The organism is Propionivibrio sp., assembly GCF_049316945.1.
Classification (GTDB): domain Bacteria; phylum Pseudomonadota; class Gammaproteobacteria; order Burkholderiales; family Rhodocyclaceae; genus Propionivibrio.
The window spans coordinates 43032-59026 of sequence record NZ_JBMOJE010000003.1 but is presented as its reverse complement, the minus strand read 5'-3'; the positions used below and the strand labels follow the sequence as shown (position 1 = coordinate 59026).

General features: G+C 56.8%; 16 protein-coding genes and 1 pseudogene. 12 read left to right on the top strand and 5 right to left on the bottom strand.

Annotated features, from left to right (window positions below; translation table 11 throughout):
• The first annotated feature begins 156 nt into the window (after nt 1-156).
• The 4 genes and pseudogenes from ACOYNV_RS01330 to ACOYNV_RS01315 all read left to right on the top strand — a co-directional run bounded on the left by ACOYNV_RS01330 (nt 157) and on the right by ACOYNV_RS01315 (nt 3237).
• Entirely contained in the window at nt 157-582 is a 426-nt protein-coding gene (locus ACOYNV_RS01330; RefSeq protein WP_422897926.1) for a hypothetical protein, read from the top strand.
• A 314-nt stretch (nt 583-896) separates the two neighbouring features.
• Nucleotides 897-1751: pseudogene (gene istA, locus ACOYNV_RS01325) on the top strand (IS21 family transposase); the annotation flags it as partial.
• Nucleotides 1752-1867: 116 nt separating this feature from the next.
• Entirely contained in the window at nt 1868-2632 is a 765-nt protein-coding gene (gene istB, locus ACOYNV_RS01320) for an IS21-like element helper ATPase IstB (RefSeq protein ID WP_422897958.1), read from the top strand.
• A 335-nt stretch (nt 2633-2967) separates the two neighbouring features.
• Complete coding sequence (locus ACOYNV_RS01315) at nt 2968-3237, top strand: hypothetical protein (protein WP_422897925.1); 270 nt, start codon at nt 2968-2970, stop codon at nt 3235-3237.
• Nucleotides 3238-3446: 209 nt separating this feature from the next.
• On the opposite strand, the gene ACOYNV_RS01310 is transcribed toward ACOYNV_RS01315, so the two are convergent.
• Nucleotides 3447-4199 carry an ISAs1 family transposase gene (locus ACOYNV_RS01310; protein WP_422897924.1) on the bottom strand — a complete coding sequence of 251 codons (753 nt, stop codon included), beginning with the start codon at nt 4197-4199 and terminating at the stop codon, nt 3447-3449.
• On the bottom strand, nt 4163-5227 hold the full coding sequence (locus ACOYNV_RS01305; RefSeq protein ID WP_422897923.1) for a Druantia anti-phage system protein DruA: 1065 nt from the start codon (nt 5225-5227) through the stop codon (nt 4163-4165). Before ACOYNV_RS01305 ends, ACOYNV_RS01310 begins: the two co-directional genes overlap by 37 nt.
• 154 nt (nt 5228-5381) lie before the next feature.
• Between ACOYNV_RS01305 and ACOYNV_RS01300 the strand changes: the two genes are divergently transcribed.
• From ACOYNV_RS01300 to ACOYNV_RS01290, 3 genes are all read left to right on the top strand, one after another.
• Nucleotides 5382-5753: a restriction endonuclease subunit S gene (locus tag ACOYNV_RS01300; RefSeq protein ID WP_422897922.1), complete on the top strand. Its 372-nt coding sequence runs from the start codon at nt 5382-5384 to the stop codon at nt 5751-5753.
• Between the two features lie 623 nt (nt 5754-6376).
• Nucleotides 6377-6715, top strand: a complete 339-nt coding sequence (locus ACOYNV_RS01295; protein WP_422897921.1) for an STAS domain-containing protein — start codon at nt 6377-6379, stop codon at nt 6713-6715.
• Nucleotides 6716-6947: 232 nt separating this feature from the next.
• A complete protein-coding gene (locus ACOYNV_RS01290; protein WP_422897920.1) occupies nt 6948-7307 on the top strand; it encodes a hypothetical protein in 360 nt (119 codons plus the stop codon).
• 78 nt (nt 7308-7385) lie between these two features.
• On the opposite strand, the gene ACOYNV_RS01285 is transcribed toward ACOYNV_RS01290, so the two are convergent.
• The 3 genes from ACOYNV_RS01285 to ACOYNV_RS01275 all read right to left on the bottom strand — a co-directional run bounded on the left by ACOYNV_RS01285 (nt 7386) and on the right by ACOYNV_RS01275 (nt 10597).
• Nucleotides 7386-9164 carry a PcfJ domain-containing protein gene (locus tag ACOYNV_RS01285; protein WP_422897919.1) on the bottom strand — a complete coding sequence of 593 codons (1779 nt, stop codon included), beginning with the start codon at nt 9162-9164 and terminating at the stop codon, nt 7386-7388.
• Between the two features lie 117 nt (nt 9165-9281).
• The gene (locus tag ACOYNV_RS01280; protein WP_422897918.1) at nt 9282-9503 is read right to left on the bottom strand and encodes a hypothetical protein; all 222 of its coding nucleotides are present in this window, start codon (nt 9501-9503) and stop codon (nt 9282-9284) included.
• 131 nt (nt 9504-9634) lie between these two features.
• On the bottom strand, nt 9635-10597 hold the full coding sequence (locus ACOYNV_RS01275) for a hypothetical protein (RefSeq protein ID WP_422897917.1): 963 nt from the start codon (nt 10595-10597) through the stop codon (nt 9635-9637).
• Nucleotides 10598-10901: 304 nt separating this feature from the next.
• On the opposite strand from ACOYNV_RS01275, the gene ACOYNV_RS01270 reads away from it, so the two are divergent.
• From ACOYNV_RS01270 to ACOYNV_RS01250, 5 genes are all read left to right on the top strand, one after another.
• A complete protein-coding gene (locus ACOYNV_RS01270) occupies nt 10902-12266 on the top strand; it encodes a vWA domain-containing protein (RefSeq protein WP_422897916.1) in 1365 nt (454 codons plus the stop codon).
• A gap of 128 nt (nt 12267-12394) precedes the next feature.
• Complete coding sequence (locus ACOYNV_RS01265; RefSeq protein WP_422897915.1) at nt 12395-13009, top strand: hypothetical protein; 615 nt, start codon at nt 12395-12397, stop codon at nt 13007-13009.
• Between the two features lie 109 nt (nt 13010-13118).
• Nucleotides 13119-13634: a hypothetical protein gene (locus ACOYNV_RS01260; RefSeq protein ID WP_422897914.1), complete on the top strand. Its 516-nt coding sequence runs from the start codon at nt 13119-13121 to the stop codon at nt 13632-13634.
• Entirely contained in the window at nt 13631-14956 is a 1326-nt protein-coding gene (locus tag ACOYNV_RS01255; RefSeq protein ID WP_422897913.1) for a S1C family serine protease, read from the top strand. Before ACOYNV_RS01260 ends, ACOYNV_RS01255 begins: the two co-directional genes overlap by 4 nt.
• Nucleotides 14944-15861: an FHA domain-containing protein gene (locus ACOYNV_RS01250; protein ID WP_422897912.1), complete on the top strand. Its 918-nt coding sequence runs from the start codon at nt 14944-14946 to the stop codon at nt 15859-15861. Before ACOYNV_RS01255 ends, ACOYNV_RS01250 begins: the two co-directional genes overlap by 13 nt.
• Nucleotides 15862-15995 lie beyond the last annotated feature (134 nt).

Below are 15995 nucleotides of genomic sequence, written 5' to 3'. Positions count from 1 at the left end.
AATGGGCCAGTCGATTCAGGCATGATGCCTCAACGTCACGACAGAATGTGTCGCATTCAATAGTGCAGTTTAGAAATGATTCAAAGTGTTTAGTCGCGGCAAAAGGGCTTGCGTGGCAGAATCCCTTCTGCCCTGATACGCGGTGTTGCCGGCCGCATGATCACACAGCGTCTGTTGCAGCGCCGGCGTCATCAGACTGGCGTTACCCGCACCGGCCAGCAAATGAGTGAGGCAGGCTTGCAACTCATCCCGACTCGCATGCTCGGTCGCCAAGCGGGTACCCTGTCATTTGTGAAAGACGGCGCGAGCGTCGCGCAAAGCCCAAGCTTCAGCGGTGGCGAATTGAAACGGCCGACCTTCATTGCCGAGGATGAAGTGTTTCTGCGCACACTGATTGCCGGGAAGGACTGGTTTGCCGAACAAGTAGGTTTGATTCAATATTTTTTAACTGTGGTCGCCAATATCACGTCAAGCCCTTTATCGGAGTGCTGCATCGCAAACAGTTTGCCGAGTTTTTTCGTCCAAATTCACCCAGATCACAGCACCATTAGGATGAGAATAGGGAATAGGATTCCCGTCTGACACTATTGATCACATTTCAGATGAGTCTATAGCAGGCAGTGCAACTTCAATAGTTCCACCAGATTCTATAATTGTTGCGACCCGAATGTCTTTGGGAAAGATTGCCAGACCCTTAGTTGCAGTTGCAATCAACCAAGACCTGAAGGCACTTTTCCTTCCCTGATGGCCGGTCAAATTCCCCCACCTTTGGTCACTTCAAAATCCCCCACCCTGATGAGCGCGTAGCGGTGCAATAGGGCACCGTTTTCGACGCTGCTAGGGGAGCTTCTGGCAGGACGTTATCTTCGCCCTTCGATTTTCGAAGGGAGTAAGGAGTGAACGTCTTGAAGGCACATCTACAAACCACCGTATTCACGCTGCTGGCGGCCGGGAAGAGCCAGCGCGAGGTTGCGCGCATCACCGAAATTGATCGCAAGACGATACGTGGCCTCGCGCAACGCCTGGCGAGCGAACAGTCAAATCCCCCCGGGGTGGCCACCGGTCCGGCCGCTCAAATTACCCCACCCCGGCCACCGGGTCCAGACCGGCAGTCAACGTCGGCGTGCGAACCGTATCGCGACTTCATCACGGCGCAGTTGCACCTGCGCCGCAACTTCACCGCCGTCTATCAGGACCTCGTTGACCAGTACGGATTTACCGCCAGCTACAACAGCGTCAAGCGCTTCGCCGGAAGTCTGCTTGAGCGTGAGCCGGCGCAGTTCGACCGACTGGAGTTCGCGCCCGGTGAGGAGATGCAGGTTGATTATGGCGAGGGGGCGCCCACGCTATGCCCCGGCAAGGACTACTACCGCAAGCCGCGCCTGTTTGTCTGCACCTTACGTTATTCGCGGCGCAGCTTTCGACGCGTGGTGTGGAAGTCTAGCCAGGAAACATGGGCCAAGCTGCACGAGCAGGCTTGGCGATATTTCGGCGGCAGTTGTAGCTATGTGGTCCTCGATAACCTGAAGGAAGGGGTCATCAAGCCCGACCTGTATGAACCGGAGTTGAATCGACTTTATGCGGCCGTCCTCACGCATTACGGCGTGGTGGCCGACCCGGCGCGCGTCCGGGACCCGAATCGAAAAGGGACCGTGGAGCACGCCATCGGGCATACCCAGAGCACCGCGCTCAAGGGCCGACGTTTCGCCTCGATCGAGGAGCAGAACGACTTCCTCGAACACTGGGAACTGGTGCTGACTCAGGATGACCCCTTGATCCGATCCGCCGAAGACTATGCCGACCTATTCACCCTTGGCGCTCAGCGTAGCGCCGCCTTGCCACCTCCCTTGGAGAAAATGTTATGAGTATGACCTTGACTGAAATTGAACGCGCCCTGCGTGAACTCCATCTGTCCGGAATTCGGGCAACCCTTGAGACACGCATTCTGCAAGCCCAAGTGACCCAGGAGCCGTTCCTCGATACGTTCGCCATGATTCTGCAGGATGAACTCGATCGGCGTCGTTCGCGGCTCATGGAGCGCCGTTACCTTAAGTCGGGTCTGGACGAGCGCGTCACGCTGACCGACTTCGATTGGCGCTTCAACCCGAAACTTCCTCGTCAGGCTTGTTTCGAACTTCACACGCTCAAATTCGTCGCCGAAGGCCAGAACGCCTTGATCATCGGCAAGCCCGGCACCGGCAAAAGTCGGATTGCCAAGGCGGTCGCTTATCAGGCTACGCTGCAAGGCCATGACGTTCGTGTTCTGGAGGCGGACAGCGTCTTTGCCCAGTACGCGCTCTGTAATAGTGCCGATCAACAGCGGCAATTGCATCCCTGGCTTGAGGCCGATCTGGTTGTGCTGGACGATCTATTTCTCGCCAGGCGCATCAGCGACAGTGCGGGCGAGCTGCTGCAAACGCTCGTTCATCAGCGCTATAAGACGCGGCGCAGCATCGTGGTGACATCCAACCGCGTCGTCCAGGACTGGGGGAAATATCTGGGCGATAACACGATGGCCACCACCATTCTCGACCGTCTGATGCACCGTTCGCATCTCTTGGAGTTCGAGGGAAAAAGCTACCGGCTCAAGGAGGCCGCGACACGATTTGCATTGCAACCGGAAACCGACTGATGCGCACCCTCAGAACATCCCGCCGGCTTCCAAAACCTTGGGGCGCCGCCCCAAACCCCGCGTTCGCCACGTGGCAGCCGCCGGGGATGATCAAACCATCCCCGGCAACCGCCCGGAGCGTGGGGACGCTGCGAGCCGTCAAGTGGCTTTCGCGGCATAAACAGGCGGCATACTGCGCCGCCCATTTATTCCACGGTCCACTTGACCGCTCTACGCTTCACTCAAAACAAGACATCCGCACACAGAACCACTTTCCCGGTTCGCCATCGGTTTCGTTACCCCGTAACGACTGTTGCCGTACCGTTACTGCGTAACGTGATTGAAAGGAATTGAACATGCCAAAAACAGCCGCTCAACGACAAGCAATGTATCGGGCACGGCGCCCCTTCGCCGGCACGGACGGTAACGGCGAACGACGCCTGAATCTCTGGATAAGCACCCACGCCAATTTGGCGCTCGAACGTTTGGCCCGCCATTACTGCGTAACGAAACGCGAGTTCATCGAACGCCTGGTCACGGCCGAAGAAGAGCGCATCCTATCCACCATCATTCTGGATTCGAACGAGTGGAATAACTACTTCCAGATAGCCCCCGTTACGCAGTAACGTAATAAAAATCGCCCACTCGTTGTGGCTCAATACATCGATCCGCAACAGCTAACTGCATTACAATTTCCACCGTCCTGCCTGGGGGAGTTTGGGTGGCCATAAGTGGGGGAGTTTGAAGTGACCATCGGGGTCCTTCACAGTGAAGTTGAAAAGACGTATGTCGAGCATTGGTGGCGAAGCACGGTAAATTTGTTCTCCCCGCGAGATCAGGGCGAGAGAGGGCGAGTCGAGTTTTTGGTCATGCGCAGATAGTCGAAGACTAATCGAGTATTACGGTCCAACTGGCGCATTTTTTCTGCGATGCTGGCGCTGCCATCGGAGATGAACTGAATGACCCCGACGGCGAATCGGCGCAGGCGAGATACGTTTTCAGGACCGTAGCCTTTGCAGATGCGGCTGCGATCCTCATCGAAATTCCAGTCGATGACATAGTGGCATCTGTTTTCGATTGCCCAATGGCCGCGATTCGTTGCGAGAACCCGCTTTGGATTGGCTTGTTCTGGTGGACGACTGGTAATTCCGACCACGCATTCCAAGGTCTGTTTGCCGGTTTTTTTGTGGAACACCTCCCGCTCGATCATGAAGGTTTGACCCACATGGGGGAAGTCGAGATAGGTATTCAGCGCGGTACGGCACCAGATGCGACGGGTTTCAATACGGCCATGGTCGGGCGGTGAGACCTCGACAAAATCCGGCGCCTTCCGATCCTGGAACAGAAGCGTGATATCCGACTGAAGCGTTGCTTGATTGCCTTTGACCGTAAAGTGGTAATGCGCCTGACGCTGCACCACCAGATAAGTCGCAAGTTTGCGTTGCGTCAGCAGCGCATCGGCGGTGATGTCCTTGCCGGCGATGTCGATGCCATCCAGTAGCGGAATGAACATCCCGATTTCATTGGTTTTCTTGGCTTCTTCGCCCCCCGCTACGGGCAAGGTACCGACTTTTTTTGGGTGCGGCACAAGGCGGTTTCATGGCCGATGACGCTCATGATGTGCGCTTGTTGCCCCTGTGCGTCAATCGCGTTGCGCATGGTCTTGCCGTCCACCGCGTAGCTATTGTCTTCTTTGCCGAAGGCCGCATTCCACGCTTGCAGCGCACGATCAAGCCGCACCGGATCGACACGAACCAGCACCTCACGAATGACCGATTCGCTGGGGACGACGTAACGTCCCTTTTCGCGGCGGCAGCCAAAACGCTCGCGGGCCTTGGCGCCCAGGTCGTTAGCCCATCCGGAGATGGCATTGTAGCCACGCATGCCGCACAGGGTTGCGCCAGCGGCGATGCCGAGCACCACGGGGAGTCGATGGCGCCGTCCTTCGGCGCGACGGTGATCCGGGATGTCGTTAAAGAAATCGGGCAGAGTGCGCATCTGTTCGGCATTCAGCATTATCTTGGGGGATCCAGTGAGGTGAAGACGTGCTCGGTCGGGGTGCGTCAAGCATGCTTGCGCCGCGCGACAGAGCGGACGCACAAAGACGCGCTTCGGCGCGTCGATGTCCGCGCTGTAGCCGTCCCGGGTTCGTCGATAGCCTTGGGTTAACCCCAGTTCCATCCAGTTGGCAGCGCGATAGACGCCGCCATGAAAACGTCGGGGGTCGACAAAGGTTTCCAGGAGCAGCAACGGATGTCCAAAGCGGGCCTGCCAGTCCGCAACGACCCTACGCTCGATCAGCGAGAGGACGCGAGAGCCAACGTTCGGGTGGTGCCAGTCGGGGAGGATCAAAAAGCGACTGTTGTTGGCAATCAGTTTGAGCCGCCCATACTGGGTGCGAAAGTCCCAGCCAATCCAGCGATCGCGGACGCCACATTTCAGCGCCGCCGCCGATAGACTCAGCTGCGCGACCCACTGCTCACGCCAAGTCGCGATGTACCACACCGTCTCGCCAATCTTCGCTAGCTCGCCAAGATAATGGTGACGCGCCATCTGCTCTTGATAGCGCGCCTCCTCGCCCCGTTCCACAGGACGTACTTGGATCTCGGCTAGCATGTCGTTTCTGAATTCGGCTCGGTTCATTCCAGGCTTTATACCGGGTCTGTTTCACGATGTCCAGCTTTACCGCTTATCTCATTGTTTTATGTGTCAATTCTCGGGAGCATAAATTCACCCTGGGTGGCGAAGTGAGGCAGCAAACATTCAAGATTTGGGAACGGGTACTACTGTTAAAGGTATTCGACTTGAGGACATACGTTCGCTTAATTTTCCTTTGGCTCCTCTCCCAGAACAAAAGCGCATCGCCGACAAGTTGGACACCCTGCTGGCACGCATCGAAAACTGCCGCGACCGCCTTGACCGTGTGCCAATAATCATCAAGCAGTTTCGACAGTCTGTCCTCAAGGCAGCTACGTCGGGGCGGTTGACTGAGGATTGGCGCAACAGCCGGTGCTTGTCAGATGTGTCGTCATCTAGGATGACATGCCTGAGGAGGATCCAAAGAGAGAAGACTGCTTGGCTTCACGAAAATACCGATCACAACGAGGCAGGCCGCATACAAAGGCGGCTTGAGTCTTTCTAAGAGGGATCTGTCAGTAATGATGGGTTGCCTGATACGTGGTGCTGGGCAGCTCTTGAGGACGCCGCGCTAATGCGTTGTAAACGAACGCCATCGTACCCAGCGCCTACGACAAACTGCGTCGCTTACAGTTTGCCGACTCCGAGGCGCACAAACGCACTCAAACAACGCTCGCCATTTCCCCTGCATGCAGGGATAAAAGATGATTTGGCCGAACGGCGGATGCCAGGGTGAGTTTCACCTTGCCGGCAAGGGTGTCGATCAAACAAATGAAACCTGCCTGATTTGGTGAGTGAGGAATTGCCTGGTTTCTTGGCCGAAGACGGCATGCACGTCAGACGCCAGCATCTTCCGCCAGTCCACTCCGTTGATGTTGTGCGAGGCGCTGTAACCACCGTTTGCGATGAATCAACGTGAAAACAATAGAGTCGTCGCCTCCGCACACGAATGGAACAGGAGATGGGTTTGCATAGTCCGAAAAATATTTCTTATAAAGCAATTGAACCACACCAGGAAAATGGACTCTTATAAAAAAATAATACGAATGACGTACTGCTCATCTGTTCGACCTGCTGACATTGGCGAACCGTCCTGCAGTTGTTAAAAAATTGCACAAGGGGAAATCCATGAACAACTCTAGCCAGCCCAGCGAACAACCGTTTCTTCTCAAGCTCGACGGCAAGATGACCTATCCCAATTACCCGGAACTGGAAGAGAAGATTACTGCTGCTATCCAGCGCCACAAGTTTCTTGAAATAGACCTCTCGGAAGTTAGCGAGATTGATCTTTGTGGACTGCATTTGGTCGGCTTGCTGCAAAGCGCTGGGGTGATCGTTGCCTCTTCACCAATCGTGGAACAAGCGTCGAAGAACCTGTTTTCGACGCTCAGTGCGGCGGCCCTCGGCCGTGCAGCACGAAGTGATCGCATGGCCAGGACGCACGTAAACGAAGTGCGCACTGGATAGCTCATTTTCCGGCGTGACTCCTGACCTCCTTGAAGTTGATAGGCAATTCGAAGATTGGCGGTAACCCTGGTTTGCCCTGCCTCGGTCGCATTGCGCCCAGGTGAAAGGCCGGGATTTAGCCACGGCAAGCCGCGTCACATTCCATCAGCGGTACAGTTTTTCTGCTTACTTTATCTGACGGGGGCGATGGGCCATGCGTAAATGCTGCAAACGTGTGATCAGGCCCGTATCGGTGCCAATTGGCCCGAGCCAGCACGCTGATCTCATGCTTGGATCGCGCTTGCACCTGGAGATGGTCCTGACCCAGCCGGCCGTGCCGGATTACCAGTATTCGGTGATGGGCGTTTTCAATATTGCTTTTGCGCTGGCTTACCTGCAGAGGAATCTTGCGATCCTGAAGCAATTCGAAGCGGCTCAACTCACCCTGATGCGGTTAATCCAGGAAAAGCGCATCCCGGATCATGAAGAGGGCGATTCGCTTTGCCACTGTTTCAACCAGGCCGACCGGTTTATCGGAATACAGAGTAAAGCATCCTTTGTCCGGGCTACCGAATTAGTGAATCATGTGATTGCGCGGAAAGAAGCGGCTTGAAGTAGCGAATGGCCGAGGTTGCGGATCAATCCGGCCTCTCTGCGTGGAACTTCAAACAAGCCCAGCACAGAAATACCTTCAGTCGGTCACAAGAGAAACAGGGCTGACGATGCAGGCAATGAGTTCTTCAAATTTGATGCGTCCATGCGTCGACTCAGCAAGGAAACTGCTCATCAGCGAGGCATACCGGTAATCCTGTGCAAGCGTTGGTTCAAGACGGGTCAGCAACCTCTCCCGCGAAAAGTTCATGAGCAGCGGAACACCATTGGATCCTTTCAGAAATTGGAAAAATCCTGAAACAGCCGCTTTGTCTTCCTTGCTAGGCGTGCTGTTCTGAAAGGCTTTGTGTTGAACGAGCTCAATATCGTAGGCGGACAATGATAGTGTTCTGACCGTGATTTCAAAGGTGGATCGTGGCTTCCCATGACGGTCACGCACCGAGAAAATAATGGATGTTCCGTGGTGGCATTCGGCACCGTAGCTCTCGACGCAATGGCCGAGGCGAACCGTTTCAGCGCTTAAATCGGCTTGCGAGGTGAGTTGGACAATCGCCTGCTCGCCATGGTTGAAAGGGGTTGGCAAGAGCAGGGGAAAAGGCTGCAATGTTTTTCTGGCGATGAGCGTTTGATCTGAGTCTCTTTTGATTGCTTGCCATTTGGTGGCCAGCAATTCGACGCGACGCAATCCGATTTTCACCAGGGCGTTCGAAGCCACGACCTGCGCTTGCGCAACAGGATGTCCTTTGGTTCCGAGTTTCTCGACCCGGATATGGGCCGCCAACGCGTTGCCCAGATTCTTGATGAACGCTTCGATGCAACTGGCGCGCTCAACCAGGCTGGCGTTTAGGGTCTTGTTCAACTGCCAGTTTCTGCGGGCAATATCGCCCAGAAGAATTCCGGTGGACGCGGAGTTAACCGGGTGTTTGGTTGTTCCCTTGATAAACTGAACGGCTGCAGTAAATGCTTGCCACTGTGCGGAAGTTGTTGGATACCGCTCCGGTGGCAAGGTTGAAAGCAGAAAAAGCAGCGACTGAAGTTTTCCCCGCCAGCTTTCGCCGATATCGTTCTCTGACAGATAGCGAAGCGCTCTGGCCGCAGCCAACCGGACGTGGAACTTCTTGGCGATCCAATCGATGATTTTCTGTCCCGAATCGATAACCTTGCCCAGCTGGATAATCTCTGGTGTCGGTTCGGGCTGATTCAGAATTTCACCGACGAGCAGTGGAAAAATCACCACCGCCTGTCTTCTGTTTCTTCGAATGGTCGAATCCAGGTGGCAAAGGTAGTTGTACCGGTAACAATTGAACACCCCTGGTTGATTGGCCGCGTACAGGATGTCCGGATCAAGTGAAGCCAGAAACCGGCTTACCTCGGACTCCAGTCTCGATGTCATCTCGGCCAGTTCATGGCTTGCCCGGTGTGAGATTTCGGCGGGTTGAAGATGGGGGTTGAGTTGCACCAGTTCGCAAGTGTGTTGCATGCGCCAGCGATCCAGACGCCACGCACCGGGCCGCCCTGGATTCATGTCCATCAAGAGCAGGTTGCAATCCGCGCTATCGCTGACCTGAATTTCCAGAGCGCGCAATGAGAATGCTCGCGGCGCACAAGCCATCAATGATCGACCGATTGATTCCAACAGGGGGAGTACATCGGTCGTGCTGTACGTAGCCGACAGGAAATAGACCTGATCATTGGCCAGGTGCACGATCGCAAGGACTTCCCGCTGCTTTCCCCTGTTTTTCTTTTCGACAATCAGCGTAACTGAACTGATGACAGTTTGTCGATCTGGATTCAGACTGTGCCATGAGGTTAGGTCGTCAAGGCCACTTTCTGCTGGCACGGCATCGCCGAGGCGCAATCGGGTCGAGTCCAAAAAACCGTCTGCCGTGTTGTCGGCTCTCAGCCATTGGTAGGCAGGCGCATCAGTGGGCATCGCGTCGGTCTTTGCTTGGGGATAAGACGAACCTCGGGGTTTTCAATCGATTGCCGACTCGATCGGACAGCCCTCTACCGAGCCATCGAAGTAGGCTGTAATGGATCTGCCCAATCCTGGAACCCACTCAAATTGGAGCATTACCCCTCCCATGGGGGGGCCTTCTCCTGCTTTCGCATACGCGGCCCCTTGCTCAGCCGTGTACTTGTTGATTTTGGCCAATTGCTCATCAATCAAGATAAAGTCAGAATGTTCCAGTCCCATGTTTTTCCCTTTGATAGTGCATTGATCTTCCCGCCCAATGGATTGCGGTAGGTGGTGTAGCCATTGCCGCGCAGCATCCTGAAGCCATGAGGGTGGACACCCCGTGCTGATGATTCTTCCGTGGCTCGTTTTTACCCAATTTCTGTCCTCTCGGCATTCCGACGAGGCATTGCTCTTGCGGCACTCATCAAGACAGGAGATTCATCAACCGCGACGCTCGCCTGCTTCGGCAAAAACGCACTGGCACAGGCCCGCAAGGTGTTGTCATGGATATCGAGTACCCGGCGCAGCGGCGTCTGATAACCACCCGCAAGATTCCAGGCTACCGGCAGGCCGATCCGGCGCGCCGTGTCGAACACGAGCCGGTCCCGCTCGGCCAGTTCTTCCGTCGTCAGCCACCCGCCGAGTGGATCATCGACGTGAGGATCCGCCCCGGCCTGGTAAATGAGTACGCCACAGCCGGCGAATGAGTCGACAATCGATGGCAACAGGCGCAAGAAAGATTTAGCCTGGCTGCGATGGTGTAATTTCTCGCCGGCGGTGTAATGCAGTACCCGGGCGTTGAAGTTCAACTTGTGTCTAATAGCGTTGGTGCCGTCGCCGTAGTGCATGTCGCAGTCAAGAATGCCGACCCGGGTCACATTTTCCTCCTGAAGCAGAACCGCAGCAGTCACCATGAGACCGTTGAACGTGCAGAATCCACCACCTGTAGCATAGCCGGCGTGGTGGAAGCCCGAACACGGCGCGACCGCCACACATCCGTTGGCCATTGCCTCCCGTGCAGCGGACAGCATCGCACCGGATGTCCAGGGAAGGGATTCGGCCACCGTCGGGCTCGTGTTACCGAAGCCGTTTTTGCTTCGGCAGGCGAGAATGTCCTCTACGTACAGGCGATCATGCGCCAGGCAAAACTGATCCAAACTTACCGGCTCGGGTGCTGCGACGCGCAGTGGAATCCCCAGCGCACGCCATGAATGGATCACCTCACGCGGTTTCCCCGCGCTGGGAGAAAAGCTGGCAATGTCGGCAGCCATCCGGTCGCTGTAGAAAACCGGAATGGCATCGAGCGCTTTGAAAGGGGTGGTGTGGGTCATGGACTCTCCAGTAGGTCGGCAGCGATTCCTTGAAGGGCCCGGTGATCCGGGACAAAGGAAGTCGCTCAATGAACCCAGTATGCAGAGCGTGAGGCTCACTGGATGCGCCTATGGTATTTGCTGCCGACTTTTCCCCGATCGACCGCCAACATTCCCGATGTCGAGCGAAGTGCCGTCAACCGATCGGAGGCGCTTCTCCAAACTGTTAATAATTTTCCCACTATTTATCCAGGCTCGTTCTATGAGCCCCTGAGCCCGTATCGTGTATCTCATGCCTCGGCAATTACGCCGGGCAACAGGAGACATGATGCCAAACAACAATACCCCGCAAGTTCTGATTACCCCGCTCAAACCCGCCTTGATACTCGGCCATGCCCAGAAGTTGCCGGTACTGGTTCGCGTGCAGGCTCCGGATAGCGATCCGGCCCAGAAGAAGGTGCGCAAGCCCTACCACCTGTCGCTGGTCATCGATCGTTCCGGATCCATGTCCGGGGAACCCTTGATGGAGGCCGTGCGCTGCGCCGGGCACATCATCGACCGTCTCAACGCCACCGATATCGCGTCCTTGATCGTCTTCGATGACCATGTCAATACGCTGGTGCCGGCCCGTCCGGTCAGTGATCGCAAGGTACTCTACGCCGCACTCGCCAAGATCCGCTCCGGCGGGTCGACCAATCTTTACGGTGGGTGGAAGGCCGGCATGGAGTCCCTGCTGCCGGCGGCACGGAATGCCGCACTCGCCCGCGTCATCCTGCTTTCCGACGGAAATGCCAATGTCGGCGAAACGGAAGATAGCAACGAGATCGCCGCCTTCTGTGCCGAAGCCACCGAGAAGGGAGTCAGTACCTCCACCTACGGACTGGGGAGCGATTTCAATGAAGCGCTGATGGTCGAGATGGGCAAGCGAGGTGCCGGCAACCATTACTACGGCGACACTGCCGCCGACCTGTTCGAGCCCTTCGCCGAGGAGTTCGACTTCATCTCGAGCCTGTACGCTCGGCATGTCCGCTTGTCACTGTCGGCACCGCAGGGGGTGAAGATCACGCTGCTGAACGACTATCCGGTCGAGGAACGGGATGGCTTTCCGCTGATCCGCCTGCCGGACATTCCCCTCGGTGCCGAGGCATGGGTGCTTGTCGAACTCGAGATTCCGGCCGGTCTGGCCCTGGAGTCCGGCAACCAGTTCCTGCAGGCGGAGGTTACTGCGACCACACCGGAGGGAGAACCGCTGGCTTTCCGGAACGAGTCGCTGACGCTGCAAGCCATGTCGCTGCCCGCTTGGGATACCTTGCTGCCCGATCCGCTGGTGCTTGCCCGTCAGGCCGAAGTAGCGGCCGGATCCTTCCTGGACAAGGCCCGCTCTGCGGCTGAGCAGGGTGACTGGGAGACGATTCAGAAAATGATCGCCGAGGGTCGCACACGCTTTGCAGACAACCCCTGGGTCATGGAGGTGCTGGAGGGCCTGGCCGAACTTGCCAGGACAATGGACGGCGCACGTTTCCGCAAGGAAGCGATGTACACCAGTCGCAAGATGGGCTCACGCGTCTCGGCCAAGGACGAGGTCTTGGGCAGCACGGCCTCTGAAGCCGCGATGCCGAGTTTCCTGCGCCGCAAGAAAATGCAAGGCAAGGCCCAGTTCGGGCCGCGTCCAGAGGACGGACCGAAGTAACGGGGCAGGGCGGGAGGTAAATTCCTCCCGCCACCCGAAATTCAAGAAAAGTTCACCAGTGCAGCACCCATAGGAAAAAACATGGCTCCTGATGAACACCCACCCAACCTGACTTGCGACTGGATTCAATGACAGAACTCACATTAATATCTCCCGCCATGGGCAAACCGCCTCAATCAGAACAAGGCATTTCCACACGGATTTCCGAAGGCGCGTGGCGGCCACCGGGCAAACCGGTGGTCATCACCGCCACACTCATTGATCTGCTCCGGGAGAAATTCCACCTCGACTGGAACGGGATCCATGGGGTGGCCCACTGGGCACGTGTCAGATCCAACGGCCTGACGTTGGCCCGCCGCAATGGGGCCAACCCCCGCGTCGTCGAGTATTTCGCCTTTTTACACGATGTCTGTCGGCGCAACGATGGCCGGGATCGGAGCCATGGCTCACGCGCCGCCGCCTTTGCCGAGCAAATCCGCGATCGACACCTTGTGCTGGACAATGGGGAGTTTTTTGTGCTGGTCGCTGCCATCGATGGCCATACCCATGGGAAGTCGCATGAAGACCTCACCGTCCAGACCTGCTGGGATGCCGATCGTCTCGACCTGGGAAGAGTAGGGATTGAACCTTTGCCGGAACGGCTGAGTACACCGGAAGCCAAGGATCCCTCGGTAATCGCGGGAGCCTGTGAAAGTGCGCGACTATGGTTGCGCCAGTATCGCGATGGTGGCGGTTCGCGGTGAGGTGGAAAATTTCTCCGATCAGTATCCCTCTTCCCGTATGATGATAATTGCATCGTTCGGCATCAGTTGTCGCGATATTCAAGAGATTCTTGCCTGAATGGATCAATCCATGCCCATCACCCCTTTCCATTTCGGCCCAGGCGCCCTGATCAAGGTTCTCGCACCGGACGGATTCAGTTGGACCTGCTTCGCTTTGGCAAATGTTCTGATCGATCTGGAGCCAATCACGCTGTTCATTTTTACCGGGAATCCGGCCCATCCCTGGCTGCACACGCTGCCCGGTTCCTTGGCCGTTGCTATCGTGGCGGCCACATTCGGGCGGCGATCGTGCGAACGCCTGCTCACATTCTGGAACCGTCAACTCAGCCCCCAGCAGACGAACTGGCTCGGTGTCTCGCCACACATCCCGATCATGGCGGCCTGGTCAGGCGCTTTGATCGGCACCCTGAGTCACCTCGCGCTGGACACCTTCATGCACGCCGACGTTGAACCCCTCTGGCCATTGATTCAGGGGAATCCCTGGCGTGGAATGATTTCTCTCGAGTCGCTCCACTGGAGTTGCATCGTTGCCGGCGGCGCTGCGCTTGTTGGATGGTTGATCCAGAAAATACTGGGACTCCGGTGACAAGCGCTCCGGGCGTCCCGCCCATAAATGCACGCTCATCCCTTGCCCTTCTGCTGGTCGGGGGCATCCTGCTCGGCTGCGGAATGGCTGTTCAAGCCCAGTCCGTGGCTCAAAACGAAAAGCCCGAAGGCGCAAGCAAAGTCTTTGAGGAAGCGCGCAAACGCATCTATCAGATCCGCACGCTGACCGTCGACGGAGCGGCCGAGAACTCGACCGGTTCAGGCTTCCTCGTTGGCAAGGACGGACTAATCGCCACGAACTGGCATGTCGTGTCCGACAAAATCCTGGAACCCGAACGTTATCGCCTTGAGGCGATGCGTACCGATGGGAGCCACATTCCTGTCAGTGTGGTGGCCATCGATTCAGTGAATGACCTGGCCCTTCTCAAGGCGGCGGACGAAACGGGTCGCCCATTCACCATTCATCCTTCCCCGCTGGTCAAGGGAGACAAGGGTTTCTCCCTCGGCAACCCCAGCGGCATCGGCTTCACGGTGGTCGAGGGTACCTACAATGGGGTCGCGGCGAAATCGCTCAGCGAGAATTTCCACTTCACGGCCGCCATCAATGCGGGGATGAGCGGTGGGCCGGCACTGACCACCAATGGGGACGTGTTCGGCATCAACGTCGCTCGGCGCACCGACGGAAATTTGATCAGCTTCCTCGTTCCCGCCATGAAACTGGCGGCACTCATGGCCAGGATCAGAACAACTAATTCGACCTCGGAAGCGCTGCTCGGCGAAGCTCGGCAGGGAATGATAGACGGTCAGGAAAAGGTGACGGCTGACATCATCGGTTCTCCACCCAGAATGCAGCCGATCGGGCCTTTCATTCTGCCCGTCGAGTCCGGGTCTGCTTCACGTTGTGGTGGTACCTCAAGAAAAGAAGAGGACGACGGTTACAATCTGGAGTGGGTCTTCTGCGTGGCTGATCTTTCCATTACGGCCGGAGGAAAGCATTCGGTGGGCGTAATGTGGTCAGAGTATCGGGTGGTCAGTAACTTGGGGCTGGATGCCTTCCGTTTCGCTGCCCGGCTCTCGGATCAGTTCAATGCGGAGAAAGATGACGGCGGCGACAAGAAAATTGTCGGCTACTATAAATGCCGAACCTCCTTTGTGAAGTTGAAGGGAGGTACGGCTCGGGTGACGCTATGCAAACGCCCTTACAAGCAACTCGACGGATTGCTCGATGCCCACCTGCGACTGGTAACGGTCGACAGTAGCGAGGTCGGGCTTGTCGGAAATCTCATGTTGCTCGGCTTCACCGAAAGCAACATCAAGCGACTTGCTCGCTGGTATCTGGAGACGATCGAGTGGAAGCGCTAGCCGTCGTTGAGGTACTGGGACGCCATGGCGAGATACTTCATCGCGAACGCCTTTTTTCCTTGCCGGCCATCATTGGGCGGGGCTTTGACGCGGATCTCATGCTTGACGACCCGCATGTTGCCGCTCACCACCTGCGGCTTGAAGCCAGTGATAAAGGCGGCTTCGTGCTGACCGACCTGGAAACGCACAACGGCTTCTCGGTACCCGCACACCCCATTGGCCCGCTGCTGGCGACAACTGAGATATCGGCCGGCGAAACGATCCGGCTTGGACACTCCCAGATACGAATCTGGCGTCCTGACTCGACCGTCAGTCCGGAAGTGCCGACCAGAAACGCCTGGAACCCCCGGGGCTGGCTTTCATCTGCGGCCTGGATTGTCACAGCACTGATCTTGATTGGGGCCTTTGCCTGGATAGAAGCGACCGGCGCCAATCGGGATGGCGCGGTGAGCATGTGCATCATGGTAACGGGCATCCTCATGGCCGTCTGGTCCGGGCTGTGGTGGGTTGCCTCCCGATCCTCGCACCGGCCTGACGCCTATCTCGCCCACCTCGCCGTGGCAGGGAGAATGGTGTGCCTCGTTATTCTGGGCCAGATCGCGACGAGTACGATGTTCTTTGTCTTCGATCTTCACCGCTATGGCCTGGATCAAGTGTCGAACATCGTGCTGGGCGGTTGCCTGGCCTACGGGGGGTATCGCCACCTCCGTCTGGTCAGTCGCAAACCGAGGCGAGTGCTCGGTACAATGTCGATCGCGCTGGTTGCTGCATTGCTCGTTCCCGCCAATTACATATCGAATCAATACGATCTCGACAAGAGGGGGCTGCTGGATATTCCCTCGACACTGCGCCCACCCTGGATGCGGGTTTCAGAGGGCGTGTCACCTGAAGAGTTCCTGAAATGACCGGGCTCACGATTTGCTCCCCAAAGCGGGTGCTGTGCGTAACATACGCTCGCACTCAGGTAAATCCCCATCGCGCAATACCCTGGTCCATCAAGAGCCTCGGTTTTGATATATCACCAGTGCGCTTCAGGGAA

Coding starts and splice junctions, on each gene's coding strand:
- ACOYNV_RS01330 (WP_422897926.1), top strand. CDS start 157: ATGATCACACAGCGTCTGTTGCAGCGCCGGCGTCATCAGACTGGCGTT.
- istB (WP_422897958.1), top strand. CDS start 1,868: ATGACCTTGACTGAAATTGAACGCGCCCTGCGTGAACTCCATCTGTCC.
- ACOYNV_RS01315 (WP_422897925.1), top strand. CDS start 2,968: ATGCCAAAAACAGCCGCTCAACGACAAGCAATGTATCGGGCACGGCGC.
- ACOYNV_RS01305 (WP_422897923.1), bottom strand. CDS start 5,227: ATGCTAGCCGAGATCCAAGTACGTCCTGTGGAACGGGGCGAGGAGGCG.
- ACOYNV_RS01295 (WP_422897921.1), top strand. CDS start 6,377: ATGAACAACTCTAGCCAGCCCAGCGAACAACCGTTTCTTCTCAAGCTC.
- ACOYNV_RS01280 (WP_422897918.1), bottom strand. CDS start 9,503: ATGGGACTGGAACATTCTGACTTTATCTTGATTGATGAGCAATTGGCC.
- ACOYNV_RS01275 (WP_422897917.1), bottom strand. CDS start 10,597: ATGACCCACACCACCCCTTTCAAAGCGCTCGATGCCATTCCGGTTTTC.
- ACOYNV_RS01270 (WP_422897916.1), top strand. CDS start 10,902: ATGATGCCAAACAACAATACCCCGCAAGTTCTGATTACCCCGCTCAAA.
- ACOYNV_RS01265 (WP_422897915.1), top strand. CDS start 12,395: ATGACAGAACTCACATTAATATCTCCCGCCATGGGCAAACCGCCTCAA.
- ACOYNV_RS01260 (WP_422897914.1), top strand. CDS start 13,119: ATGCCCATCACCCCTTTCCATTTCGGCCCAGGCGCCCTGATCAAGGTT.